General features: G+C 34.1%; 21 protein-coding genes. 7 read left to right on the plus strand and 14 right to left on the minus strand.

Annotated elements, in window-relative coordinates; all coding sequences use genetic code 11:
* The 4 genes from panD (at position 1) to RC62_RS07735 (ending at position 5,057) form a co-directional block, all read left to right on the plus strand.
* Positions 1 to 351, plus strand: coding sequence for an aspartate 1-decarboxylase (gene panD, locus RC62_RS07720; RefSeq protein ID WP_026727479.1), 351 nt, complete (start codon positions 1 to 3; stop codon positions 349 to 351).
* A 202-nt stretch (positions 352 to 553) separates the two neighbouring features.
* Positions 554 to 1,708 carry an alpha/beta hydrolase gene (locus RC62_RS07725; RefSeq protein WP_055094196.1) on the plus strand — a complete coding sequence of 385 codons (1,155 nt, stop codon included), beginning with the start codon at positions 554 to 556 and terminating at the stop codon, positions 1,706 to 1,708.
* Complete coding sequence (gene radA, locus RC62_RS07730) at positions 1,708 to 3,069, plus strand: DNA repair protein RadA (protein ID WP_055094198.1); 1,362 nt, start codon at positions 1,708 to 1,710, stop codon at positions 3,067 to 3,069. The genes RC62_RS07725 and radA overlap by 1 nt, the downstream gene beginning before the upstream one ends.
* Before the next feature lie 20 nt (positions 3,070 to 3,089).
* Entirely contained in the window at positions 3,090 to 5,057 is a 1,968-nt protein-coding gene (locus tag RC62_RS07735; RefSeq protein ID WP_055094200.1) for a transglycosylase domain-containing protein, read from the plus strand.
* Positions 5,058 to 5,166: 109 nt separating this feature from the next.
* Here RC62_RS07735 and RC62_RS07740 read toward each other — a convergent pair whose 3' ends face one another.
* From RC62_RS07740 to RC62_RS07750, 3 genes are all read right to left on the minus strand, one after another.
* Positions 5,167 to 6,204, minus strand: a complete 1,038-nt coding sequence (locus RC62_RS07740) for an aldo/keto reductase (protein ID WP_055094202.1) — start codon at positions 6,202 to 6,204, stop codon at positions 5,167 to 5,169.
* A 532-nt stretch (positions 6,205 to 6,736) separates the two neighbouring features.
* Positions 6,737 to 7,681 (minus strand): OmpA family protein, encoded by a 945-nt coding sequence (locus RC62_RS07745; RefSeq protein ID WP_055094204.1) that lies wholly within the window; start codon positions 7,679 to 7,681, stop codon positions 6,737 to 6,739.
* Between the two features lie 214 nt (positions 7,682 to 7,895).
* Complete coding sequence (locus RC62_RS07750) at positions 7,896 to 8,657, minus strand: exodeoxyribonuclease III (RefSeq protein WP_055094206.1); 762 nt, start codon at positions 8,655 to 8,657, stop codon at positions 7,896 to 7,898.
* Positions 8,658 to 8,774: 117 nt separating this feature from the next.
* On the opposite strand from RC62_RS07750, the gene RC62_RS07755 reads away from it, so the two are divergent.
* Complete coding sequence (locus RC62_RS07755; RefSeq protein ID WP_055094208.1) at positions 8,775 to 10,577, plus strand: GNAT family N-acyltransferase; 1,803 nt, start codon at positions 8,775 to 8,777, stop codon at positions 10,575 to 10,577.
* Positions 10,578 to 10,832: 255 nt separating this feature from the next.
* On the opposite strand, the gene RC62_RS07760 is transcribed toward RC62_RS07755, so the two are convergent.
* The 4 genes from RC62_RS07760 to RC62_RS07775 form a co-directional block, all read right to left on the minus strand.
* The gene (locus RC62_RS07760) at positions 10,833 to 11,297 is read right to left on the minus strand and encodes a DUF2752 domain-containing protein (protein ID WP_055094210.1); all 465 of its coding nucleotides are present in this window, start codon (positions 11,295 to 11,297) and stop codon (positions 10,833 to 10,835) included.
* Complete coding sequence (locus RC62_RS07765; RefSeq protein ID WP_055094212.1) at positions 11,272 to 11,655, minus strand: DUF4234 domain-containing protein; 384 nt, start codon at positions 11,653 to 11,655, stop codon at positions 11,272 to 11,274. Before RC62_RS07765 ends, RC62_RS07760 begins: the two co-directional genes overlap by 26 nt.
* Positions 11,656 to 11,959: 304 nt before the next feature.
* Positions 11,960 to 12,607 (minus strand): RDD family protein, encoded by a 648-nt coding sequence (locus RC62_RS07770; RefSeq protein WP_055094214.1) that lies wholly within the window; start codon positions 12,605 to 12,607, stop codon positions 11,960 to 11,962.
* Between the two features lie 197 nt (positions 12,608 to 12,804).
* Complete coding sequence (locus RC62_RS07775) at positions 12,805 to 13,752, minus strand: 2-hydroxyacid dehydrogenase (protein ID WP_055094216.1); 948 nt, start codon at positions 13,750 to 13,752, stop codon at positions 12,805 to 12,807.
* 264 nt (positions 13,753 to 14,016) lie between these two features.
* Here RC62_RS07775 and nhaA point away from each other — a divergent pair, with 264 nt between their 5' ends.
* Together nhaA and RC62_RS07785 are read left to right on the plus strand one after the other, a co-directional pair.
* Complete coding sequence (gene nhaA / locus RC62_RS07780; protein WP_055094218.1) at positions 14,017 to 15,162, plus strand: Na+/H+ antiporter NhaA; 1,146 nt, start codon at positions 14,017 to 14,019, stop codon at positions 15,160 to 15,162.
* A gap of 5 nt (positions 15,163 to 15,167) precedes the next feature.
* Positions 15,168 to 15,710 carry a hypothetical protein gene (locus RC62_RS07785; protein ID WP_055094220.1) on the plus strand — a complete coding sequence of 181 codons (543 nt, stop codon included), beginning with the start codon at positions 15,168 to 15,170 and terminating at the stop codon, positions 15,708 to 15,710.
* A 126-nt stretch (positions 15,711 to 15,836) separates the two neighbouring features.
* Here the strand turns inward: RC62_RS07785 and proC are convergent, their stop codons facing one another.
* The 7 genes from proC to serS all read right to left on the minus strand — a co-directional run bounded on the left by proC (position 15,837) and on the right by serS (position 23,495).
* Positions 15,837 to 16,613 carry a pyrroline-5-carboxylate reductase gene (gene proC, locus RC62_RS07790; RefSeq protein WP_055094222.1) on the minus strand — a complete coding sequence of 259 codons (777 nt, stop codon included), beginning with the start codon at positions 16,611 to 16,613 and terminating at the stop codon, positions 15,837 to 15,839.
* Between the two features lie 101 nt (positions 16,614 to 16,714).
* The gene (gene mgtE / locus RC62_RS07795) at positions 16,715 to 18,064 is read right to left on the minus strand and encodes a magnesium transporter (protein WP_055094223.1); all 1,350 of its coding nucleotides are present in this window, start codon (positions 18,062 to 18,064) and stop codon (positions 16,715 to 16,717) included.
* Complete coding sequence (rsmA, locus tag RC62_RS07800; protein ID WP_055094225.1) at positions 18,048 to 18,833, minus strand: 16S rRNA (adenine(1518)-N(6)/adenine(1519)-N(6))-dimethyltransferase RsmA; 786 nt, start codon at positions 18,831 to 18,833, stop codon at positions 18,048 to 18,050. Before rsmA ends, mgtE begins: the two co-directional genes overlap by 17 nt.
* Before the next feature lie 98 nt (positions 18,834 to 18,931).
* Positions 18,932 to 19,243 (minus strand): DUF4286 family protein, encoded by a 312-nt coding sequence (locus tag RC62_RS07805; protein ID WP_055094228.1) that lies wholly within the window; start codon positions 19,241 to 19,243, stop codon positions 18,932 to 18,934.
* 86 nt (positions 19,244 to 19,329) lie between these two features.
* Positions 19,330 to 21,111, minus strand: a complete 1,782-nt coding sequence (locus RC62_RS07810; RefSeq protein ID WP_055094230.1) for a tetratricopeptide repeat protein — start codon at positions 21,109 to 21,111, stop codon at positions 19,330 to 19,332.
* A gap of 144 nt (positions 21,112 to 21,255) precedes the next feature.
* Positions 21,256 to 22,080, minus strand: coding sequence for a prolipoprotein diacylglyceryl transferase (gene lgt / locus RC62_RS07815; RefSeq protein ID WP_055094232.1), 825 nt, complete (start codon positions 22,078 to 22,080; stop codon positions 21,256 to 21,258).
* Positions 22,081 to 22,223: 143 nt separating this feature from the next.
* A complete protein-coding gene (gene serS / locus RC62_RS07820; protein ID WP_055094234.1) occupies positions 22,224 to 23,495 on the minus strand; it encodes a serine--tRNA ligase in 1,272 nt (423 codons plus the stop codon).
* Between the last annotated feature and the right edge of the window lie 142 nt (positions 23,496 to 23,637).

A 23,637-nucleotide genomic window follows, 5' to 3' on the forward strand; every position in this document is an offset into this window, starting at 1 on the left:
ATGCAAATTCAAGTTATAAAATCAAAAATTCATCGTGTAAAAGTAACTGGAGCTGATTTAAATTATATTGGCAGTATTACTATTGATGAAACTTTACTGGAAGCCTCAAACATTATTGAAGGTGAAAAAGTATCTATTGTAAATATCAATAATGGCGAACGCTTTGAAACTTACGCTATAAAAGGAGAGAAAAACTCAGGAGAAATCACCCTGAACGGACCTGCTGCAAGAAAAGTTCAAAAAGACGATATCATTATCATTATATCCTATGCAACCCTGGAATTTGAAGAAGCTAAAACCTTCAAGCCATGGATCATTTTCCCTAATGAAAACGATAATTCGCTAACCTAAGTTTTCCTTTTACACTTTACTATCTGTATTTGTTTGTCAAAAATAATTTTTGAACAAACACGATTTCTTATGCCTTGATCAAAATAGGCTTAATCTAATAGTACCATTGCTTTTTTAAATTCCTACATAAACAAAAAAGCAAATAAAGTATTATATTGCTACACTATTTCAATACTTTTTAATTCACTGAAATGCCCAAATCATGAAAAAAGTTTATTTACTGCTTACTTTAATTTCTGTTTCTGTCTTTTCGCAGAAAACATTCGACAACATCAAATCTGAAAAACTTGGTACAGAAAGAAGAATAACCATAGGTCTTCCCGAATCTTACGAAGCTAATCCTGAAAAAAAATATCCTGTTTTATATTTATTAGATGGAGATTATTTATTCGACCCTTTTTCCGGAGCATTAAGTTATGGCTCATATTGGGGAGATTTGCCCGAAGTAATTATAATTGGTGTTCATCAAAATAAAAACGATGAACGTGAAGACGACACAACAATTGATCAAAATACCGGACTTCCGTTTGAAAAAGGAGCTGATTTTTTTGAATTTATTGGTGCGGAATTAGTTCCTTACATCGAAAAAAAATACCGTACAACGCCATTTAGGATTATTGCCGGACATGATGTAACAGCAAGCTTTATTAATTTTTATTTATATAAAGAAAAGCCTCTTTTTAATGCTTATATTTCTTTTAGTCCTGAACTTGCAAATAAAATGGAAGTTAGAATTCCGGAGAAATTTGCAAAAGTAACGGAACCATTGTTTTATTACTTATCTGTGGCTGACGGAGACAATAAAAAAATAAAAGAGCCTATCGAAAAATTAGACAGCAACATTAAAATTGCCAATAATCCGTTAGTCAATTATAAATATGATTTATTTAAAGGCACAACACATTATACTGAGGTTTTACACGCAATCCCAAGTGCTTTATATCAAATATTTGAAGTTTACAGACCAATAAATTCTGCCGAATACAACAACAAAATTGCTATTCTTGAAACAGGATATGCAGATTATCTGGAGAACAAATACAATGTTATGTCTAAAGTTATGGGAGTTCAGATTCCGGTAAGAATGAGTGATTTCAAAATCATAGAAACACTTATTTTGAAAAAGAATGCTTACGACGAATTAGGCAAAATGGCCGAAATTGGAAATGTAAACTATCCAAAAGCAATGTTAGGTGAATATGAATTAGGATTGATGTATGAAAAAATGGGGGATCCGAAAAGAGCATCAAAAAAATACCAAAATGCCTCGCAAATGGAGCCAATTGGAGATTTGAACAAAGATCTGATGTATGAGAAAATCGACCAGATGAAAACACTTGAAAAAACTACTAAATAATGTCAAAAGTTAAAACTTCCTTTTTTTGCCAAAACTGCGGAACCCAATATGCCAAATGGCAAGGGCAATGCAATGCGTGCAAGGAATGGAATACTATTGCTGAAGAAATTATTCAGAAACAAGAAAAAGTAGCCTGGAAAAGTGAACCAACCTCAGGCAGCAAAGCACCTCGCCCATTAAAAATTAACGAAATCGATTCGGCTCAGGAAATCCGAATGGACACTACAGATGGTGAATTGAACCGTGTTTTGGGTGGCGGAATTGTTCCTGGATCTTTAATCCTTTTAGGAGGAGAACCCGGAATTGGAAAAAGCACACTTTTACTTCAAATCTCATTAAAACTACCTTACAAAACTTTATATGTTTCCGGTGAAGAAAGTCAGAAACAAATAAAAATGCGTGCCGAAAGAATAACGCCAAATAGCGATAATTGCTATATTTTGACGGAAACAAAAACGCAGAATATATTCAAGCAAATTGAAGCAATTCAGCCTGAAATTGTTATTATAGATTCTATCCAGACTTTACATACGGATTACATCGAATCAACTGCCGGAAGTATTTCTCAAATTAGAGAAACAACCGCTGAACTTATCAAATTTGCCAAAGAAACCAATATTCCGGTTATTTTAATTGGACATATTACAAAAGACGGTAATATCGCCGGACCAAAAATTCTGGAACATATGGTAGATACTGTCTTGCAATTTGAAGGCGATCGAAATCACGTGTACCGAATTTTGCGTTCTCTAAAAAACCGTTTTGGTTCTACTGCCGAATTGGGAATTTATGAAATGCTGGGAAGCGGTTTACGAGAAGTAAGCAATCCGTCAGAAATACTGATCTCACACAAAGACGAAGAAATGTCGGGAACTGCTATTGCCACAACCATGGAAGGTATGCGCCCGCTAATGATCGAAATACAATCGCTTGTAAGTACGGCAGTTTACGGAACTCCACAAAGAAGCACAACAGGATATAATGCAAAAAGATTAAACATGATTCTGGCCGTTTTAGAAAAAAGAGCCGGATTTCGTTTAGGGGCAAAAGATGTCTTTTTGAATGTAACCGGAGGGATTTCTGTTGATGATCCTGCAATTGATTTAGCAGTTGTTGCCGCCATTTTATCATCAAACGAAGATATTCCGGTAACAAAAGGCTTTTGTTTTGCCGGCGAAGTAGGACTTTCCGGAGAAATTCGCCCTGTAAATCGCGTGGATCAACGCATTCAGGAAGCCGAAAAATTAGGTTTCACCACTATCTTTGTATCTAAGTACAACAAAATTGCCTTAAAAAATACCGGAATCAAGATTGAGCTTGTCGCTAAAATCGAAGATGTTGCCGGCATTCTTTTTGGGTAATTCTGTTATAATTTTACTTTATGAAATTTCCAAAACAAAAAATATTCAAAGCACTAATAATACTTGTCACAGTATTGGTAGTGCTTTTTTTAGGTTTTTACTTTTTTCGTGATTCGCTTTTAAAACAAGCAATTGCAAAAGTAACCAACAAAATGAATACAGAATATAACAGCACATTTTCTGTAAAATCAGCTACGTTTGACGGACTTAACGGAATTAAATTAACCAATGTGGTTTTAGTTCCCAAAAATGCTGATACACTTTGCAACATCGAAAAAATTGAAACCAGTATAAGTTTATCTAACTTATTAATTGGCGATGTCCAGATTGGAACTTTAAAAGTAAACAACGGTTATATTCAGTTAGTCAAAAAAGGAAATGTCCGTAATTTTGATGCTTTCCTAAAAAAGGATAAAACGGATACTGATAAAAACGAAAAACGCAAATACGCGACTTTTGCCTATCGAATTATCTCAAAATTGCTGAATCTTGTTCCAACAGACATGAGATTAGAAAACCTGAATTTTAAGATTGATGATAATGGCAAAAAAACCTCTGTAGCAGTCAATAAACTTGTTTTAGACAACAAACAGCTCGAAACTAATCTTCATGTACAAAGCAAAGATTTTGATCAGCGCTGGAACATAAAAGGATTTGCCGACCCAAGAAATAAAAAAGCCGATATTCGTTTTTTCAACCTAGATACCGGAGCGATCCGCGTTCCCTATTTAGACGAACGCTACAACTTAAAAGCAAGTTTTGATTCGATTCGCCTAAACGTTCAGAACATAGAAAAAGATGGCAGTGAATTGCATATTGATGGTTACACATCTATTACCAATTTAAAAATCAACCACCCAAAAATTGCCAGCAAAGATGTAATCATTAAAAATGCACGTTTTGATTATCGCTTTTTATTGGGAGATGATTTTATCTCTATTGACAGCACTTCGAGCATGCAACTGAACAAGATAAAAGTAAAACCTTATATCTCGTATAGTACAGAAAAGGATACGATTTATACTTTGAAAGTCAATATTCCTAAAATGCAGGCACAGGACTTTATTGTTTCTTTACCTGACGGATTGTTTACACATTTTCAGGGAATGGAAGCAACGGGAAATTTTGACTATAAACTGGATTTTAAATTCAATAAAAACAAACCAAATACGTTAGTTTTTGACAGTAAACTGAATAAAGAAGATTTAAAAATCACTAAATACGGTGAAGCTGATCTTAACAAGCTCAATGGAGAATTTGTTTATCGTGCGATTATTCAAAATGTTTTGCAACGTCCCGTTTTGGTTGGAAATGGCAATCCTAATTATACGCCATTAGACCAGATTTCGCCTTATTTACGAAAATGTGTTCTTACAACTGAAGATCCTTCTTTTTTCTCGCATCGCGGATTTATAAATGAAGCCTTCAAACAATCTATTCTGAAGAATATCAGAACCAAAAAATTCTCGCGTGGCGCCAGTACTATAAGCATGCAATTGATTAAAAATGTCTTTTTGACTCGCGAAAAAACACTTTCTCGTAAGCTGGAAGAAATTCTACTGGTTTATATCCTCGAGAACAATCGTGTAGTAAGCAAAGAAAGAATGCTCGAAGTATATTTTAACATTATAGAATGGGGACCAAATGTATACGGAATTGGCGAAGCAAGTCATTTCTATTTTCAAAAAAGCCCTTCAAACCTGAGCTTAAATGAATGTTTATTTCTGGCAACGATTATCCCAAAACCAAGAAAATTCATGTATCAGTTTAACGATCAGGGAAATTTGAAAGACTTCGCAGTACAAAATCAAAAGTTTTTAAGCAACTTAATGTTACGTCGTGGCGTTTTGGTTTCTGAAGATACTATTGGCGGACTTTCTCCGGTTTACATCTCAGGAAGTGCGCGTTCATTAATACGAATTAAAGCTCCGGATTCAACAGCAATTCCAACAGATTCTTTAGCTATTGGTGAAGAATTTGATTTGTAAACACGAATTAGACTAACTATCCCAAATTATTTACATAAAAAATTCCACAAACTTTCACATTATGAATTAGTGAAAATTTGTGGAATTCTTGTTTATTTTTTAAATCTGATTAAGGCGCAGGATCAGGAATTATTGCCTGAACCGCTGCGATCTCAGTTAGAATTTCTTTTGATAAAAACACATCAATTGTATCGATGTTCTCTTTTAGCTGTTCCATTGTGGTTGCACCAATAATTGCACTTGTCAAAAATGGCTGCTGCAATACAAATCCCATTGCAAGCTCTGTTAATGTCAAACCATGTTTTTTAGCAATTTCTTGATACAATCTTGTTGCCTGTGTACATTGATCACTATTGTAACGTGTATATTGTGGAAAAAGATTAATTCTCGCATTTGGGTGTGCTTCTCCTGTTAAAAACTTACCGGTTAAAACACCAAAAGCAAGAGGAGAATAAGCAAGTAAACCTACATTTTCATATTTCGACACTTCGGCTGAACCTACTTCAAAAAGACGATTTAATAAATTATACGGATTTTGAACGGTCTTGATTCTTGGCAGATTGTTGTATTTACTTTCTTCCAGAAAACGCATCATTCCCCAGGCATTTTCGTTAGAAACGCCAATATGTTTTATTTTACCTTCTTTAATTAGCCCGTCAAAAGTTTCGAGGACTTCCCTAAAATTATCTTCCCATTGAGAATCGTAATCTTTAAAACCGCGCTGACCAAAATAATTTGTTTCTCTTTCCGGCCAATGCATTTGATATAAATCGATATAATCTGTCTGAAGACGCTTTAAGCTATTTTCAAGGGCATATTTAATACTTTCCGGAGAAAAATCTACTTTCTCACGCATATAAGTAAAATTTGGGTTTGGACCTGCGATTTTAGAAGCTAAAACGACTTTGTCCCGATTTCCTGATTTCTTAAACCAGCTTCCTATAATTTTCTCGGTGCTTCCGTAAGTTGCTTCTTTTGCCGGAACAGAATACATCTCGGCAGTATCAAAAAAATTGATACCTCTCTCAAGTGCATAATCCATTTGTTGATGTCCTTCGGCTTCGGTATTTTGTTGCCCGAAAGTCATTGTTCCGAGATTTATTTTACTAACTTTTATATCCGTGTTGGGTAGTGTCGTGTATTTCATTTCTTTTTGAGTTGCTAAGTTCCTGTGCTGAGTTACTAAGATAACAGCTTTTAATTATAAAACTCAAAGATACGACGGGATTTTTCAAATGAAAATTGTACAAAAGTTAAAAAAAGGATAAGAATTTATATTAAATTTCAAGCGAAGTGGTATGTTTCTCTAATACAAATGTCACCCCGTTGGGGACTTCTCTAAAAAATGGTTTTTCTATAAATATGTAGTCCCGTTGGGACTTAAATTGAATTCAATTTAGATTTTAAAATCGTAACTAATTTCTAATATAGCTCCAGAGGAGCGATATATTGATAGTAATCATTAAAAGTCCGGCACTAAAGCTCCAGCGGAGCGGCATATTTATCTAATATACATGTCACCCCGCCGGGGCTTTGCTGAAAAAATGGTATTTTCTATAAATATATCGTCCCGCCGGGACTTAAATTGAATTCAATTTGGTTTTACAAAAAAAAGGTCCAAAGTAAAACTTTAAACCTTTTGATCTTTAAAAAACTCTGAGCCTTTGAACCTCAGTCCCTTAGTTTATACTATTAAGCATTTCGGCGATTTCATCTAATCTTGGTGTTAAGATGATTTCGATTCTACGGTTTTTTGCTTTTCCTTCAGGAGTTGCATTGCTTGCAAGCGGAGAAAATTCGCTGCGACCTGCTGCTGTTAGTTTTTGTTTGTTGATTTTAGCATTCTCACTTAAGATATTTACAATTGCTGTAGCTCTTTTAGTTGATAAATCCCAGTTGTTTGCAATTGGTCCTGAACCTGCATAAGGATCATCATCTGTATGACCTTCGATAAGAACTGAAAGATCCGGATTATCACCTAATACTTTTCCAAGTTCTACAACAGCTTTTCTTCCTTCTACACCAACGGCCCAGCTTCCTGAGTTAAAAAGCAGTTTGTTTTCCATAGAAACATATACTTTTCCGTTTTTCTGTTCTACTGTCAGACCTTTACCTTCAAATCCGTTTAAGGCTTTAGATAATGTTTCTTTTAGTTTGCGCATTGCTTCTTCTTTTGCTGCAATCATGGCTTCAAGTTCATTTAGGCGACTTGCTGTTTTATCAAGGCGTGCTTGTTCATCGGCCAGTTTTTTAGATTTTGCTTCTAGTTGAGCGAGCAATTCGCGATTTTTAGCCATATTGCTTTCTAATGCATCGTTGCTGTTTTTCTCTAATGCATTATAAGAATCCTGCAATACCTTATATTTTTTTTGCTGAGCAGCAAGATCTGCTTTTTGTTTTTCGAGATCAGATTTTGTTGCATTTAAATCTTTTGTTAATGCATCGCGATCTAATTCCAGTTGATTTTTTGATTTTTGCAAATCGGCATTTTGATCTGCAATAGAACGGTTTTCTTTTTTAAGATCTGAATATTTTGTTTCAAGATCGTTGTAAATTTTCTTGGATACGCATGAAGTCATAGACAAGGCTAAAACTAGTAATCCGATGGAGGCCTTTTTAATCATATTACTTTTTGGTTTTTATTTTTGGGGAACATTAATAATTCAAAAATTTCTTGTTTAAAGAAGAGCTCTAGCCCTGATGGGAACGGCATCCTTTTGTGATGGGGTTCACCACAAAAGATATAGTGAACAGCAGGAAATAGCTCCGGAGAATTAAAACTCTAACTGTAACGCCACTTTTAAACAGCTATTCCTTCAACAAGAACAATACCAAACTTTACTCGATTTCGACTAAAACAGGACAATGATCTGAATGTACGGCATCCGGAAGGATAACAGCGCGTTTGAGTTTGTGCTGCAAAGAATCGCTTACCAGATTATAATCGATACGCCAGCCTTTGTTATTTCCTCTGGCTCCGGCGCGGTAGCTCCACCATGAATAATGATGCGGATCTTTGTTGAAATGACGGAAACTGTCGATAAAACCTGATTTCATAAAACCATCCAGCCAGGCACGTTCAGCAGGTAAAAATCCTGAAACAGTTTTATTACGAACCGGATCATGAATGTCGATTGCTTCATGGCAAATGTTATAATCTCCACAAATAATCAGATTAGGAATCGTTAGTTTTAACTCATTTACATAGGTTTGAAAGTCATCCATAAACATAAATTTATGATCTAACCTTTCGATATTGGTTCCTGACGGAAGGTATAAACTCATTACAGAACAATCGTCGAAATCAGCACGAAGGTTACGACCTTCAAAATCCATGTGCTGAATTCCGGTTCCGTAAAAGACATTATTGGGTTTTATTTTTGATAAGATAGCCACGCCACTATATCCTTTTTTGGTGGCAGGATAATAATATTGATACGGATAACCCGCAGCGGTAATATCATTTACCGGAATTTGTTCCTCTGTGGCTTTTATTTCCTGAAGACAAATAACATCAGGATTAGCTTGTTGCAGCCATTCGATAAAGCCTTTAGCTATTGCGGCACGTATTCCGTTTACATTATAAGAAATAATTTTCATCAGCGTTTTTTTAGGATTCCAAATGTAATAAAAATGTGGAAAGTTTGTGTTTGAATCAACGAAAAGTAGACTTTTTTGTTATCTTTGTTCGCTGCTCTAATAAATTAAAAATAGTACATGGGTTTAGTTACCGCGAAAGAAGTTGCAAAGGCAATAAATGTTGACAAGTACGGAGTTTTAGGTACTTTTTCAGGCTGGATTCTTATGAAGGTTCTTAAGATCTCTACCCTTAATAAAATTTACGATCATAATAAACATTTAGAAGACGTTGCGTTTTTAAACGGAGTATTAGATGAATTACAGATTAAGTTCGAAATTCCTGAAGAAGATTTAAAACGTTTGCCTAAAGATGGCGCTTACATTACCATTTCAAATCATCCGCTTGGAGGAATTGATGGTATTTTGCTATTGAAATTGATGCTCGAAAGAGAACCTAATTTCAAGATTATTGCTAATTTCTTATTACACCGAATTGTTCCGCTAAAAAAATACATCATGCCGGTCAATCCTTTTGAAAATCATAAGGATGCTAAATCCAGCGTAGTTGGAATAAAAGAAACTTTGCGTCATTTAAGTGACGGAAAACCGTTAGGTATTTTTCCTGCCGGAGAAGTATCGACTTATAAAGACGGCAAATTAGTTGTAGACAAACCTTGGGAAGAAGGCGCGCTAAAACTAATCAGAAAAGCTAAAGTTCCAGTTGTTCCTATTTATTTTCATGCTAAAAACAGCCGATTATTCTATTGGCTTTCTAAAATCGACGATACTTTAAGAACTGCAAAATTACCATCAGAATTGCTAACGCAAAAAGATCGTGTAATTAAGGTTCGTATTGGAAAACCAATTTCTGTAAATGAGCAAAATGAGTTTGAATCGTTTGAAGATTACTCAGAATTTTTAAGAAAGAAAACCTATATGCTGGCAAATCCTTTTGAAAAGGACAGTAAATTACTGGATACAGCAAGCTTAAAAATTCCTAAAGCACCTAAAAAAATAGTAACGCCAGCAAACGAGTCAAAAATGCTTGACGAAGTTAATGCGTTACGAAATAGTGATTGCCGTTTATTGCAAAGTAAAAACTACGAAGTGTTTTTTGCAAGAGCAAAATCCATCCCTAATATCCTGCACGAAATTGGCCGTTTACGAGAAATCACTTTCCGCGAAGTAGGAGAAGGAACGAATGAATCTATTGACCTGGATAAATTTGACCAATATTATCACCATATGTTTTTATGGGATGATGATACAAAAAAAATCGCCGGTGCATATCGTATGGGACTAGGTTCTGAAATTTACCCTAAATACGGAATTGAAGGTTTTTATTTGAACGACTTATTTAGATTCGAGCCGGAATTGCATGATATGATGCATAAATCAATCGAAATGGGCCGAGCTTTTATCATTAAAGAATATCAGCAAAAACCAATGCCTTTGTTCTTATTATGGAAAGGTATTATTCATACTACATTACGCTATCCTGAACATAAATATTTATTGGGCGGAGTAAGTATCAGCAATCAATTCTCTGATTTTTCGAAATCATTGATGATCGAGTTCATGAAGTCTAATTATTATGATCCCTATATTGCTCAATACATTCACCCTAAAAAAGCATATAAAGTAAAACTAAAAGATGCTGATAAAGATTTTATCTTTGATGAAGCTGAATCTGACTTAAACAAGTTCGATAAAATCATTGACGAATTAGAACCTGGAAATTTACGTTTGCCGGTTTTAATTAAAAAATACATCAAGCAAAATGCACGTGTTGTCGCTTTCAACGTCGATCCTTTGTTCAATAATGCTGTAGATGGCTTAATGTACATTAGAATCGCAGATATTCCTGAAAGCACTATGAAACCTGTTATTGAAGAATTTCAAATAGAATTAGAGCGTAAATTATCTGAGAAAGAAGATTAATTACAAATCGATATAAATTAGAAAATCCCATTCAGCATAACGCTAAATGGGATTTTTTTATTTAAAAATGAACTGAATTACTCTTTTTACACCCCTACTCTTACGGATTTTCAGTTATTCCATTACTTTTTTGTAAAGTATAAGATTACCTGGTTAACAAAGAGATTTAGGCTACTAAAAAATTTATTATATCATAAAAGACATTTTACCCCATAAAAAAAACCCATTTGCTAAAACAAATGGGTTTTTAATATTTTAAAACCAAATAGACTGATGTAATATATCATCAAAAGAATTATTTCTCACAAAAAGAACCAATCGTATTAAATGATAAAAGGCTAAAAAATAAGCCATATTATAAGCCAGTTTTCTATTGTATAAAAGTGCTGTAAAGTATTCTTTTTTGGTAATAATTTCTGTCGTTAATATAATGATGGTTAACCAGCAAAATATAATAACAAAAGGTCCCAGAATATGATAACTCAAACTTTTATAGATATCTCCCTGATAAAAATAAACTAAGGACTTTGTTATGCCACAACCCGGGCAAGGAAATCCTGTAATCATCTTAAAGGGACAAAATGACTGATCCGTTTCTAAATGATCATTATGATTGTTAAGCATTAGTAAAAACGGAATTATAAGTGTAATTGCTGCACCTATAATCCCGTAAACTTTACGCTTTACTCTGCTATTATTTGTATAATCTGTTGATATCACCTTGTACAATCATTGCTGCTGCTACTGGAAAGAAAAGTCCCAAAACAATTAATAAAGTAGATTGATCTTTTTGAAGTTCACCAGTTTTCTCATAAACTTTTGGCAATGCCTCTTTACCAGCCAGGTAATAAAAATAAATATTTACCGGCATACAACATCCTGCAAAAATTGCAATTGGCTGCGAAATAACTTCTTTTCCTGCAACGGCATTAAAAACTTCAGATACTTTAATATTCCAATAAATTAAATACAAACCACAAGATAAAATTCCAAAAACCAATACCATTATTGGATCTACTTTGAATACCGGAATCTGCTCATTAAAATTATTAGACGTTTCTTGAAAATTGTTTTCCATTTTTTATTATTTAATTAAGGGTTAGTTTATTTCTAATTTAGAAGCATTAGATGAGCTTTTTTTTGAAAATTATTTTAAAAGGATGCGAAAATAAATTACTACTAATCAACAATCGCCCTTTATACGTTATCATTATATTAAAAAAAGTCTGCAAACTGGTTTTTCGCCATATTGTTAAAACTTTTTATTATCCTTTCACACTAAAACCAGCCTTTATACCCACTTGATAGTTTTGATAAAATTCTTCATCGGTTTTTAGTAAATATAAAATCTCTTCCAAATTCTGAGACAAAACAGCTACAGACTATTTATCTATAACCATGGTTTTTGCTGCTAAATCATGAATAGCCCTTTTATCCTGATTCAATAATGAAGTCATAAATAAAGGAGGAAAATAGACACAAATCCCTTTTACAAGATTTCTTAAAATTATATTGTATACAAGAATTTCCTGGTTTTCATCAAAATCAACTGTTTTTATAGACAAGGCTAATTTTCCTAAAGAAGAACCTTTTAGAACAAAATCACAAGCCGTAAAATAAACAAATCCAATAAACATAAAAAACATGGAAATAGACGGCACAAGTAAAACTATAGTCAGACTTACAGCATACATAATTGCAAGATCAATTGCATAAGCCCCAACTCTTTTTCCAAAATCGCAAGGCTCCAGGCCTAATCGATTATTTTCTTCATAAGAAAGTGTCCCTAATTTATTTCTTGTATCATATTGTTCCTGAGACAAAATAGATCCGGGAATATAGGCTGTATTACAAAAAAAACAGTTTAACTCATCGCCAAGGTCCTGAATTTTAAACAACGGAATAAAAAAGATATGAAAGTACTTTTTGTAGTTTTTCAACTTGTAGCTTTCTTCTCTTCTGCAATTTGGACAATCAAATTTTCCTGATTTCACAGTACTCCCAACAGTTTTACTCCCGAAGATAATCATAGACTACAGCAAATTAGTTAGTTAAAGCTTATTTTTAAGATTTTAAACATAATATTTTTAAGATATTTAGCCAAATCGGAAACAATATTATTAAAAATTAACATTAAAAACTAATTATGACTGTAGAAATATACAGAAATAACTCGTTATAAAAATCTAAAAATTTAAGATTATAAAAATTCTTAAATGCTTTGAATTTATCCGGAATAAACTGCTTTTATTTTATCTACAATGACTTGGGCCAATCGTTCGTGACTTTCAAAAGTCCAACCGGCAATATGAGGAGTTAACAAAGCATTTTTAGCTTCTAAAAGATATTGAAAAGCTTCCGGAGTATTTTTATCCTGAAAAAGTGTTTCAAAAGACAGCTTCTCATATTCTAAAACATCCAAACCAGCTCCCAAAATCTTTTTAGACTTCATTGCTGCCACTAAATCATCTGTAACTATATTTTTACCACGAGAAGTATTTATGATCCAAAAAGGCTTTGCAAATGCATTTATAAAGTCTGCATTTACCATTTTATCTGTTTCAGGAGTCCACGGAAGATGTAAACTCAGCACATCAGCTTTTTGCTGTAATTCCTGCAATGAAACTTGTGTGGCATTTTCGTCGCCAATATTTTCTAAAATATCATAAAAAAGCACCTCTGTCTCAAAACCACGAAGTTTTTTAGCAAAAGCTTTTCCCATGTTTCCATAACCAATAATTCCAACTGTTTTTCCATCAAGTTCGTGACCACGATTGCTTTCGCGATTCCATTGTCCGGATTTAATCTCAGCGTCAGCCTGATTAAGATTATTAAACAAAGATAAAATTACACCCAGCGAGTGTTCTGCAACAGCGTTGCGATTACCTTCCGGCGCAGCAATCAAATGAATTCCTTTAGACTCGGCATAATCACAATCAATACTTTCTAAACCCGCGCCAACTCTGGCAATAAACTGTAAATTGGTGGCTTTGTCGAGAAAAGTTTTATCGATTTTAAAACGGCTTCGAATTACGATTCCGTTATAATCCTGAATTTTGGCTTCAATTTCTTCTTTAGAAGATTTAAAATCGGCGTGATTTTCAAAACCGGCATCTTCTAACTGTTGCCAAAGAATTGGGTTATTGCTATCGATATGTAGAATTTTTATGCTCATTATATGTTCTTTTATAAAACAAAAATACATTTAATTCTTTTATATAAACGATTCCTTAACCTTGCGGTTTTTATTAATTAATCTGATGAATTCACAATAAAAACAACTAAAGAAACAAATTTTAATCATCAGACATAAGGATTGTAACTTTGCGAGACAATTCAAAATTTTTTATTGACCAGATTTTCTTTAACTTTGAAAATATAAGATTTATCACATTTTGATGAATATCTTTCTTTCAAAATCTACAGAAACCTCTCTAAAATGAAATTAACAAAGACTTTTAAATCCTTTTTTAACAACGAAAAATCAGGAGGACTACTCTTGCTCTTTGTGACTATTGTATCGTTATATCTTGCCAATTCTTCTTTTCAGACAGAATATATTGCTTTTTGGGAAAAAGACTTAGGCGGACATTCTATTACACATTGGATAAATGATGGTCTAATGGCAATATTCTTTTTATTGATTGGTTTAGAGTTAGAACGCGAAATTTATCACGGTGAATTATCCAGTATAAAAAATGCCTCTTTGCCTATCATGGCTGCATTTGGTGGAATGCTTGTTCCGGCAGCAATTTTTCTGGCCTTAAATTTTGGTACCGCGACACAAAACGGCGCAGGAATACCAATGGCAACAGATATTGCTTTTGCAATTGGAATTTTATCTCTTTTAGGTAAAAAAGTTCCTTCATCATTAAAAGTCTTTCTAACTGCTTTGGCTGTAATCGATGATTTGGGTGCTATTATCGTAATTGCCATTTTTTATACCACCACAATTGCCTTTGTAAATCTTGCTATTGCTTTAGGAATTTGGATTTTCTTGTTTATTTTGAACCGAATGAAAATTTACAATCTGATTCCTTATTTAATTGGAGGAGTAGCCATGTGGTATTTCATGCTAAACTCCGGCGTTCATGCTACAATTACTGGCGTTATTTTAGCTTTTGTGATTCCGTTTGGGGATGGCGGAGAAAACTCTACTTCTTATAAATTACAACATTTTCTTCATAAGCCGGTTGCTTTTGTGATTTTACCGCTATTTGCTATCGCAAACACTTGTATTGCTATAGAATCTGACTGGCACGAAGGATTAAATCATCCCAATACATTTGGTATTATCTTAGGTTTAGTAATTGGAAAACCATTAGGGATCTTACTTTTTTCATCAATTGGGGTTAGTGCAGGTTTGTGTTCATTGCCCAAAAATCTAAAATGGGCGCATATTTTAGGCGCCGGAATGTTAGGAGGAATTGGTTTTACAATGTCAATCTTCATTACCATTTTAGCTTTTAAAGATCCTGAAACTATCATTTTTTCTAAAATTGCTATTTTAATTGCTTCCATTCTTTCGGGAATTTTAGGGTTTTTATATTTAAAATATATTCTGGCAAAAAATAAAAACTCTTAAATTTTATGAATTCCATATTTAAAATTACCGCTGCACTATTAATCGGAATACTAATTTCCTGCAACAATAAACCAAAGCCTGTAGTCGAAAAAGAGGTTTCGAAAACTAATATTTCGCTTCAAACAAACAATAAAAACGAAGAATCTGTTGAAGGTGTATATGAAACACAATCAGAACCGGGTAGTTCCAGCGACTGTAAAATTTCTGTTGAAATCATCAAAACAAAAAATGGATATACTTATTTTCTAAAAACGAAACTTCGCAAGTTAAAAGGAAAAGCAACTTTTAGTACCAATGAATCGGGAGAAAAAATTATAGTTTTAAAAGGTATAGAATGGGATGAATACGAAGGCGATATCAGTCGTGAAGAAGGCAATGATTCTATCGCTGAGTCTGAAACAGATTCTAAACAATTAGAAATTCCCGTAGGAATTGGCGCCAGTTATGCAACAGATACACTTACAATTCAGAATTATGGTAATGCAATGAATTCTTATACTAAGATTTCAGAATGTGGGAGGAAATATATACAGCTTATTAAAAGATAAAATTTTAGTGTGACTTCTCCTTCCGTCGAAGTGACAAGATATTACAACGAACAGTATCCAAACAAAAAAATCCCAGACCCCAACAAAGTTGGAATTTGGGATTTTTATATTGGAATTTCTTTAAAACTAACCTTTAATTTGCTTCAAAGAAGTCTTAATACCTTTTATTAAAGATGAGCTGAAACCATTATGTTCCATTTCGTTCAAACCAACAATTGTACAGCCCTGAGGCGTCGTTACACGATCGATTAATTGTTCCGGATGCACTTTCTCCTCTAGTAACATTTTAGCCGCTCCTTTTACGGTTTGTGCTGCGATGGCTAATGCAGTTTGAGAATCAAAACCTATTTCGATTCCGGCTTGCATGGAGGCGCGAATATATCTTAAAGCATAAGCTGTTCCGCATGCTCCAAGAACTGTTGCTGCATCCATTAACTTTTCGTCGATTACAGGAGCGGTTCCTAAATCCTGAAACAAATCAACAATTGGCAATGCTTTTTCTCTGTCTTTTTCAGGAAAAGAAATACAAGTTGCCGATTCGCCAAACTGTGCTGCGATATTAGGCATAATACGAATTACCGGAAAAGCGCTGTTTGTTTTTTCCTGAAGCACATCCAAAGATAAACCACTTACTGCCGAAGCAATAGTTTTTCCTTGAATTACAGGTAAAATCTCAGCAAAAACAGTATCAACCTGATAGGGCTTTATGGTTAAAATCACCACATCGGCCTCTTGAATATTATGTTTATTATCTGATGAAACCGTAATTCCATATTCTGTTAAATATTGAATACTGGCGATGTTTCTTCTGGTAACTGTGACTTGATTATTTTTTGAGAATTTAGCAATTCCCAAGGCTATAGAAACCCCAAGATTTCCTCCTCCTATGATATGTACTTTCATTGCTTATTTATTGGCTGGTTAATAGCGAATTTTTCAGCCACAAATTACACAGATTTTACAGATCTTAAATCACTGTATTCTATTAATTTGTTGCAAAAAACTTAGAAACCAAGAATCAATTTAGCTACTCCAAAGTAGAGCATAATTCCAAATACATCATTGGTTGTGGTAATAAACGGACCGGTTGCAATTGCGGGGTCAATTTTATTTTTATGTAAAAATAGCGGTACCAAAGTTCCCAATGTCGCAGCAAATAAAATTACTACTATCATCGAAATAGAAATCGCGATTCCCACTAAATATTGTTGGTACATAACAGAATGATACGCCAATAAAAGCAACGAAATAATAGTTCCTGAAATCATCGAAACGCTTATCTCTTTACTAAAATAACCTCTGCTAAATTCTTTTAATGTTCCGTTTGCCAAACCCTGAACAACAATTGCCGATGCCTGAACTCCAATATTTCCTGCCGTTGCAGAAAGTAGCGGAACGAAAATAATTAAGGTTGAATACTTTTGAAACGTAGCTTCGTTTCCTTTTAGAACAAATGATGCTACAATTTCGATTACCATTCCTATTAAAAGCCATGGCAAACGTGCTTTTGTAAGTTCAAGAACACTATCGTTTGATTCTACGTCTTGTGTAATACCCGCCGCTAATTGGTAATCTTTATCTGCTTCGTCCTTGATTACGTCTACGATATCATCGATGGTAATTCTTCCTACCAATCTTCCTAATTCGTCTACAACCGGAATGGCCTCTAAATCGTATTTTTGCATAATACGTGCTACCTCAACATCTTCGGTATCTACGTTTACAAAGTTTAATTTTCGAATATAAATATCAGAAATCTGGGTTTTGGTCGAAGTGGTAAGTAAATCTTTTAATGACAATCTTCCTTTTAATCTGTTTTCATCATCTACCACATAAATAGAATGTACTCTGGAAACGTTTTCCGCCTGAATACGCATTTCTTTTACACAAGTTAATACATTCCAGTTTTCGTTGACTTTCACCAACTCTTTACCCATCAAACCACCTGCAGAATTTTCGTCGTAACGCAACAAATCGACAATGTCTTTTGCGTGTTCAACGTCATTAAGTTCAGAGATTACTTCTGCTTTTATTTCCTGCGAAAGTTCACCAATAATATCGGCCGCATCATTTGTTTCAAGCTCATCAAGCTCTTCTGCAATTTCTTTAGGCGAAAGTCGGCTTAAGATATTTTCACGTAAGTCATCCTCCAGTTCCAGAAGAATTTCTGCCGTTTTATCACTATCTAAAACCTTGAAAATATAAGTTGCCTCGTCGAAATCCAGCTCATCCAGGATTTCGGCGATATCAGCGTGGTGCAGGTCATTAAGTAAAACTTCAAGTTCTTTGTCGTTTTTGCTAACGATATGTTCCTCTAACTGGTGGATTAATTCTTTGCTAACTTTGAACTCCATCGGCTTCTATTTTTTGAGTCAGAACAATAAATTCGTCTACGCTAAGCTGCTCAGGACGTTTATCAAAGATAGTGTCTAATCGCAATTCATCAGATAAATTTAATGTTTTCAAACTGTTACGTAATGTTTTTCGTCTTTGTTGAAAAGCCGTTTTTACTACTGTAAAAAACAACTTTTCCCCACATGGAAGGCTATAATCTTCCTTTCGGGTCATTTTCATCACACCCGACTTGACTTTGGGCGGAGGAATAAAGACGTTTTCATCTACTGTAAACAGATACTCTGTATCATAGAAAGCCTGAGCCAATACGGATAAGATTCCGTAAGCTTTTGAGCCTTTTTTCTCGCATATTCTTTCAGCAACTTCTTTTTGAAACATCCCCGAAAATTCCGGAATCTGATGTTTGAATTCTAAAGTCCTGAAAACGATTTGCGTCGAAATATTATAAGGGAAATTTCCAATAATGGCGAATTGTTTATTTTCGTAAACCTCGTTTATATTGTATTTCAGGAAATCCTGAGAGATAATTTTATCTTTTAGTTTTGGATAATTTTCGCCCAAATACACCACAGACTCTCCATCAATCTCGATTACGTGTGTATTAATTGGTTTGTCAAGCAAATACTTAGTCAACACACCCATTCCCGGTCCTATTTCTAAAACCTCATCGTATCCTTTTAAGCTTAAAGTATCTGCAATTGCTTTTGCGATGCTTTCATCTTTCAGGAAATGTTGTCCTAAATGTTTTTTAGCTTTTACTTTTTCCATTTTCTTTTTTTAGATTCTTAGACCTTTAGACTTCTTAGATTGTTAGATTTTTTAGTAAGTCTAAAAATCTAAGAAGTCTAATTAATCTAAAATCTCCTTTAATGTTCTGAAATCACTTCTAACTCTGTTCTGAAAGAAAGCATTTTATCTGCAAATAACCCCAAAGCTTCCTGATGAAATTTTGGTTCATCTTCAATATAATATTGGTCTAAAGTTTCTTTGCTGTCAGTAACATATTGAACCGAATATGTAATTCCGCCCATTTCTTCTTCAATCAAAACCCTTACGATTCTTGCAGAAGAAAACTTATTGGTAGCCAGAATTTCCGGTATGTGTTTTTCCTGCATCCATTTTAACCACTGGTCGTGAACGCTCTCGTGTATATTTGTGGTAACGTTGTAAATTATCATTTTCTTTTAGATTGTTAGATTATCAGACCCTTTAGATTGTTAGAATTTTCGAATAATCCAACAATTTAAAAATCCATTAATCTGAATTATAAATTCTTATCTCCTCTCAGTTCGCGGTATTTTTTTCTCGCATCAACAAAGTAAATACTATCCTGATGGTTAAAAATTACCTTTTCATATAAAGGCTTTGCCTTTTCTGTATCTTTTAATTCGTCGTTATATATTTCTGCCGAAAAAAACAGCGCTTCATCTACATATATTCCGTCACTATGATTGTCAATGATTTGCTGGTATTGGCTTAAAGCCGAATTAAAATCTCTTTGACTTTCGTATATTTTTCCTAAACGCAACAATGTTACCGCTTCTATTTCTTGTCCTTTAAACGTCTTTAGAATACTTTGAAACTGGGCGATTGCTTCCTGCTTCTTATTCTGATAAATCAAAAAATCACCTTTTGCAAATTGCTTCAATGCTGTTTGTGTCGAATCTGCAACCGTATTATCATTAATCAATAAAAAATATTCAAGGGCATCATTGGCAATCAATTGCGTATTTGCTGCTTTTAACTCTTTAAATTGTTTTAAAGCCCACTCAAAATCGCCTTTGTAATAACTTGTTTTTGCTGCTTTTAAACTTGCTTCGTGCGCCATGACATCATTCTTTAAATCCAATTGAATCTGTGAATAATAAATCAATGCCTGATTGAACTTTTCTTCTAAAAGCAAGATATCAGCCAATTCCATCTTTGCATCTGCTTTTTGATAATCATTCAGATTTAAATCCAGCGCTTTTTTAACGATTGCTTTCCCTTCTTCAGTCTTTTTAAGATTAAAAGCCAGGAAATGCGCCTGAATTATTTGCAAAGATAAGGTAAAAGGAGTTATATCATAGGTTGCAAGTAATTGTTGTAACTCAGTATTGATAGCGGGATAATCTTTTTCCTGCGCTTTATCGATTTTAATCTGCATTAAATACGAATTGGTTTGTACCAGTAAATCTAAATCTTTAGTATTAAGCAATATAAAATTCAAAATTTCTGCAGCAGTATCCGTATCGTCTTCGTTCAAAGCAAACTGACTTAAATTGACAATACTCGAAAGTGATTCAGGATCTCGTTTATAAATGGCTTTTTCCTGAATAAATGCTTTTCCAAATTCTTTTTGCTGCACATAAAACCAACTCAAATAATGGTTCCAGAAAACGTCCTGATCTTTTTGAGTTCTCAGGATTAAAGCTTTGCGCATTGCGTCTTTAAAAGCCGTATTATCAGTTTCACCATTCATGAAACGCGATAATTGTGTCTGGATTAAATTAGCATTCTGTTGGTTATTGTATGATTCTGTCAATAAAAGATCAATCATTTGATCTGTTTTCCCTAATTGTCCGTACAACATTCCGATTTGGAAATTGAAATTATAATTAGGCTGAACCTGCATTGCCGTTTGATAGGATTTCAATGCATATTCAAGCAATACTTTTTTCTCGAAAGAATTCCCTATTCCGTAAACATCATTGGGACTTGTTTTGATTTTTTCTATTGCCTGTTCGTAGTAGTTTTTGGCTTTAGCCTCGTTTTTCTGTAATTGAAAGTTATATCCCAATTCTACTAAAAAAACACCTTGTTTGTATCTGTTATAGCGATCCTGAATCACTTTTTGAGCCAGATCAAACTGTTGTAATTGCTGATAACAATCAATTGTTCTTAAAAAATATTGGGTGTTGGACGGCGAAAATTTTAAAAGCTCCTCATAACTGATTTTAGCTTTCTCGAAATCACCTTTATCGAAGTAATATTGAGCGAGTTGCTCATTTTGTCCTAAAGCAAAAGTAGACCATAATAAAACGATGTAAATAAAGATGTTTTTCATATTTCAGTCTTTTTCAGTTCTCAGTATTCAGTCTCGGTTATCAGTATTCAGTATCAGTCTCGGTTATCAGTTTTCAGTCTCGGTATTCAGCGCAATTCACTGTAAACTGCGACTGTGACTGTGACTGAAAAATGCGACTGCAAACTAAACCTCAACGTTCTTCTTAGATTTCCAGATTATCAAAGCTACGCCAATTAATATAAACGGAATACTAAGTATTTGCCCCATATTAATGACCATATCATTTTCAAAAGTTTCCTGATTTTCTTTAAAAAATTCGATTATAAATCTCGCAACAAACATCAAGGTCAGGAACCATCCAAAAATAAATCCGTCTTCTCTTTTGATTGTTTTTGATTTATAAAGATAAAGAACAATTCCAAAAATCAATAAATAGGCAAATGCTTCATATAATTGTGTTGGATGCCTTGGGATCATATCATCTCTTTGAAAAACAACGCCCCAGTTTCCGTTGGTTGGTTTTCCGTAGATTTCAGAATTCATAAAATTTCCAAATCTGATAAAAGCTCCTGTAACCGGAACTCCAATGGCCATTTTATCTAAAATCCACAAGAACTTAACTTTGTATTTTCTGCAGTATAAAATCATTGCGATCAAAACTCCAATTGACCCTCCGTGACTTGCTAAACCTTGATAACCAACAAATTTATAAACTCCTGCTACTTTCTGAATTGGTAAAAGAATCTCTATTGGATGCTGTAAAAAATAGGAAGGTTCATAAAAAAAACAATGTCCTAATCGTGCGCCTAAAATTGTGCCCACAATTACATATACGAGTAAACTATCCAGATTATCCAGCGAAAGATGCTCTTTTTTATAAACACTTCTTACGATATAATACCCTAGTAAAAGTCCGGTGGCAAAAAGAGCTCCATAATATTTTAAAGGAAAACTATCTGTTATCATAAAAATAACGGGATCTACATTCCAGTTTAAAATTCCATTCATATAGGGTACTTTTTAAAAGTATTCAGTCGCAATGTTTAGTCCCGGTTTTCAGTCGCAGTTTTCAGTTCCACAAAAATGTGTAAACTAAAACCGAAAACTTAGACCGCTAACTGAATATTGCGACTGTAAACTTTATTTTATTCTTAATTTATAATATCAAATCCACAGTAAGGACGTAAAACTTCTGGAATTACGATTCCTTCCGGAGTTTGGTAGTTTTCTAAAATCCCTGCCAAAACCCTTGGCAAAGCCAATGAACTTCCGTTTAATGTATGTGCCAATTGATTTTTTCCGTCTTTATCTTTGAAACGTAATTTCAAGCGATTTGCCTGAAAAGTCTCGAAGTTAGAAACTGAACTAATCTCTAACCAACGATCCTGCGCTGTAGAAAACACTTCAAAATCATATGTTAAAGCAGATGTGAAACCCATATCGCCGCCACATAAACGTAAAACACGGTACGGCAATTTCAGTTCTTTCAAAATATCTTTTACGTGTTCTACCATTCCGTCAAGTGCTTCATAAGACTTATCAGGATGTTCAACACGCACGATTTCTACTTTATCAAATTGGTGCAAACGGTTTAATCCGCGTACGTGCGCTCCGTAAGAACCTGCTTCACGACGGAAACATGGTGTGTAAGCCGTATACAAAACCGGTAATTCAGTTTCAGTTAAAAGTACATCGCGGAATAAATTCGTAACAGGAACCTCAGCCGTTGGAATCAAATATAAATCATCAATGGTTGAGTGATACATTTGTCCTTCTTTGTCCGGTAATTGTCCTGTTCCGTAACCTGAAGCTTCGTTTACCAAATGTGGCACCTGAACTTCGTTATATCCTGCAGCAGTATTTTTATCTAAAAAGTAATTGATCAAGGCACGTTGCAAACGAGCCCCTTTTCCTTTATAAACCGGAAATCCTGCACCAGCAATTTTTACACCCAATTCAAAATCGATGATATCGTATTTTTTTACCAATTCCCAGTGAGGTTGTGCACCTTCATGAAGAACCGGAATATCACCTTCTTCAAAAACATTCAAATTGTCATCCGGAGTTTTTCCTTCAGGAACAATATCAGCCGGAAGATTTGGTAATGTATATAATTTATCAGTCAATTCGGTTGCCAAAGCTTCTGCTTTTTCGCCTAGTTCTTTACTTTTTTCTTTTAATGAAACCGTTTTTTCTTTTAAGATTGCCGCTTTAGACTTCTCTCCCGCTTTCATTAATTCTCCAATATCTTTGGACAATTTATTAGATTCAGATAAAGTGTTGTCTAATTCTACTTGTGTAGCACGACGGTTTTCGTCTAATTGCACGACTTCTTCAACAACGCTTTTAGCATCGATATTTCGTTTTGCTAAAGCCTTGATTACTTTCTCTTGATTTTCTCTAATAAATGCGATTTGTAACATAGCTTGATTTTTATAACTATTGTATTTTTTTTATAATGGAAGCAAATTTAAGGAAATGTTTTATAAGATCACGACAAAGTTGATTCTAAAGTTATTTCGCGGGTTATTAAGCAGAGAGGCACGAAGATTACACAGAGAGGCA

Origin of the sequence: Flavobacterium aquidurense, assembly GCF_001404985.1 — a bacterium.
In the GTDB taxonomy this organism is placed as follows: Bacteria; Bacteroidota; Bacteroidia; order Flavobacteriales; family Flavobacteriaceae; genus Flavobacterium; species Flavobacterium aquidurense_B.

Excerpts from the sequence above, each read along its gene's own strand:
- mgtE (WP_055094223.1), bottom strand. The coding sequence starts at position 18,064 with ATGGAGTTCAAAGTTAGCAAAGAATTAATCCACCAGTTAGAGGAACAT.
- RC62_RS07770 (WP_055094214.1), bottom strand. The coding sequence starts at position 12,607 with ATGATTATCTTCGGGAGTAAAACTGTTGGGAGTACTGTGAAATCAGGA.
- panD (WP_026727479.1), top strand. The coding sequence starts at position 1 with ATGCAAATTCAAGTTATAAAATCAAAAATTCATCGTGTAAAAGTAACT.
- RC62_RS07735 (WP_055094200.1), top strand. The coding sequence starts at position 3,090 with ATGAAATTTCCAAAACAAAAAATATTCAAAGCACTAATAATACTTGTC.
- RC62_RS07785 (WP_055094220.1), top strand. The coding sequence starts at position 15,168 with ATGAATTCCATATTTAAAATTACCGCTGCACTATTAATCGGAATACTA.
- RC62_RS07725 (WP_055094196.1), top strand. The coding sequence starts at position 554 with ATGAAAAAAGTTTATTTACTGCTTACTTTAATTTCTGTTTCTGTCTTT.
- radA (WP_055094198.1), top strand. The coding sequence starts at position 1,708 with ATGTCAAAAGTTAAAACTTCCTTTTTTTGCCAAAACTGCGGAACCCAA.
- RC62_RS07755 (WP_055094208.1), top strand. The coding sequence starts at position 8,775 with ATGGGTTTAGTTACCGCGAAAGAAGTTGCAAAGGCAATAAATGTTGAC.
- RC62_RS07775 (WP_055094216.1), bottom strand. The coding sequence starts at position 13,752 with ATGAGCATAAAAATTCTACATATCGATAGCAATAACCCAATTCTTTGG.
- lgt (WP_055094232.1), bottom strand. The coding sequence starts at position 22,080 with ATGAATGGAATTTTAAACTGGAATGTAGATCCCGTTATTTTTATGATA.
- nhaA (WP_055094218.1), top strand. The coding sequence starts at position 14,017 with ATGAAATTAACAAAGACTTTTAAATCCTTTTTTAACAACGAAAAATCA.
- RC62_RS07745 (WP_055094204.1), bottom strand. The coding sequence starts at position 7,681 with ATGATTAAAAAGGCCTCCATCGGATTACTAGTTTTAGCCTTGTCTATG.
- RC62_RS07750 (WP_055094206.1), bottom strand. The coding sequence starts at position 8,657 with ATGAAAATTATTTCTTATAATGTAAACGGAATACGTGCCGCAATAGCT.
- RC62_RS07810 (WP_055094230.1), bottom strand. The coding sequence starts at position 21,111 with ATGAAAAACATCTTTATTTACATCGTTTTATTATGGTCTACTTTTGCT.
- RC62_RS07765 (WP_055094212.1), bottom strand. The coding sequence starts at position 11,655 with ATGGAAAACAATTTTCAAGAAACGTCTAATAATTTTAATGAGCAGATT.
- rsmA (WP_055094225.1), bottom strand. The coding sequence starts at position 18,833 with ATGGAAAAAGTAAAAGCTAAAAAACATTTAGGACAACATTTCCTGAAA.
- RC62_RS07805 (WP_055094228.1), bottom strand. The coding sequence starts at position 19,243 with ATGATAATTTACAACGTTACCACAAATATACACGAGAGCGTTCACGAC.
- RC62_RS07740 (WP_055094202.1), bottom strand. The coding sequence starts at position 6,204 with ATGAAATACACGACACTACCCAACACGGATATAAAAGTTAGTAAAATA.
- serS (WP_055094234.1), bottom strand. The coding sequence starts at position 23,495 with ATGTTACAAATCGCATTTATTAGAGAAAATCAAGAGAAAGTAATCAAG.
- proC (WP_055094222.1), bottom strand. The coding sequence starts at position 16,613 with ATGAAAGTACATATCATAGGAGGAGGAAATCTTGGGGTTTCTATAGCC.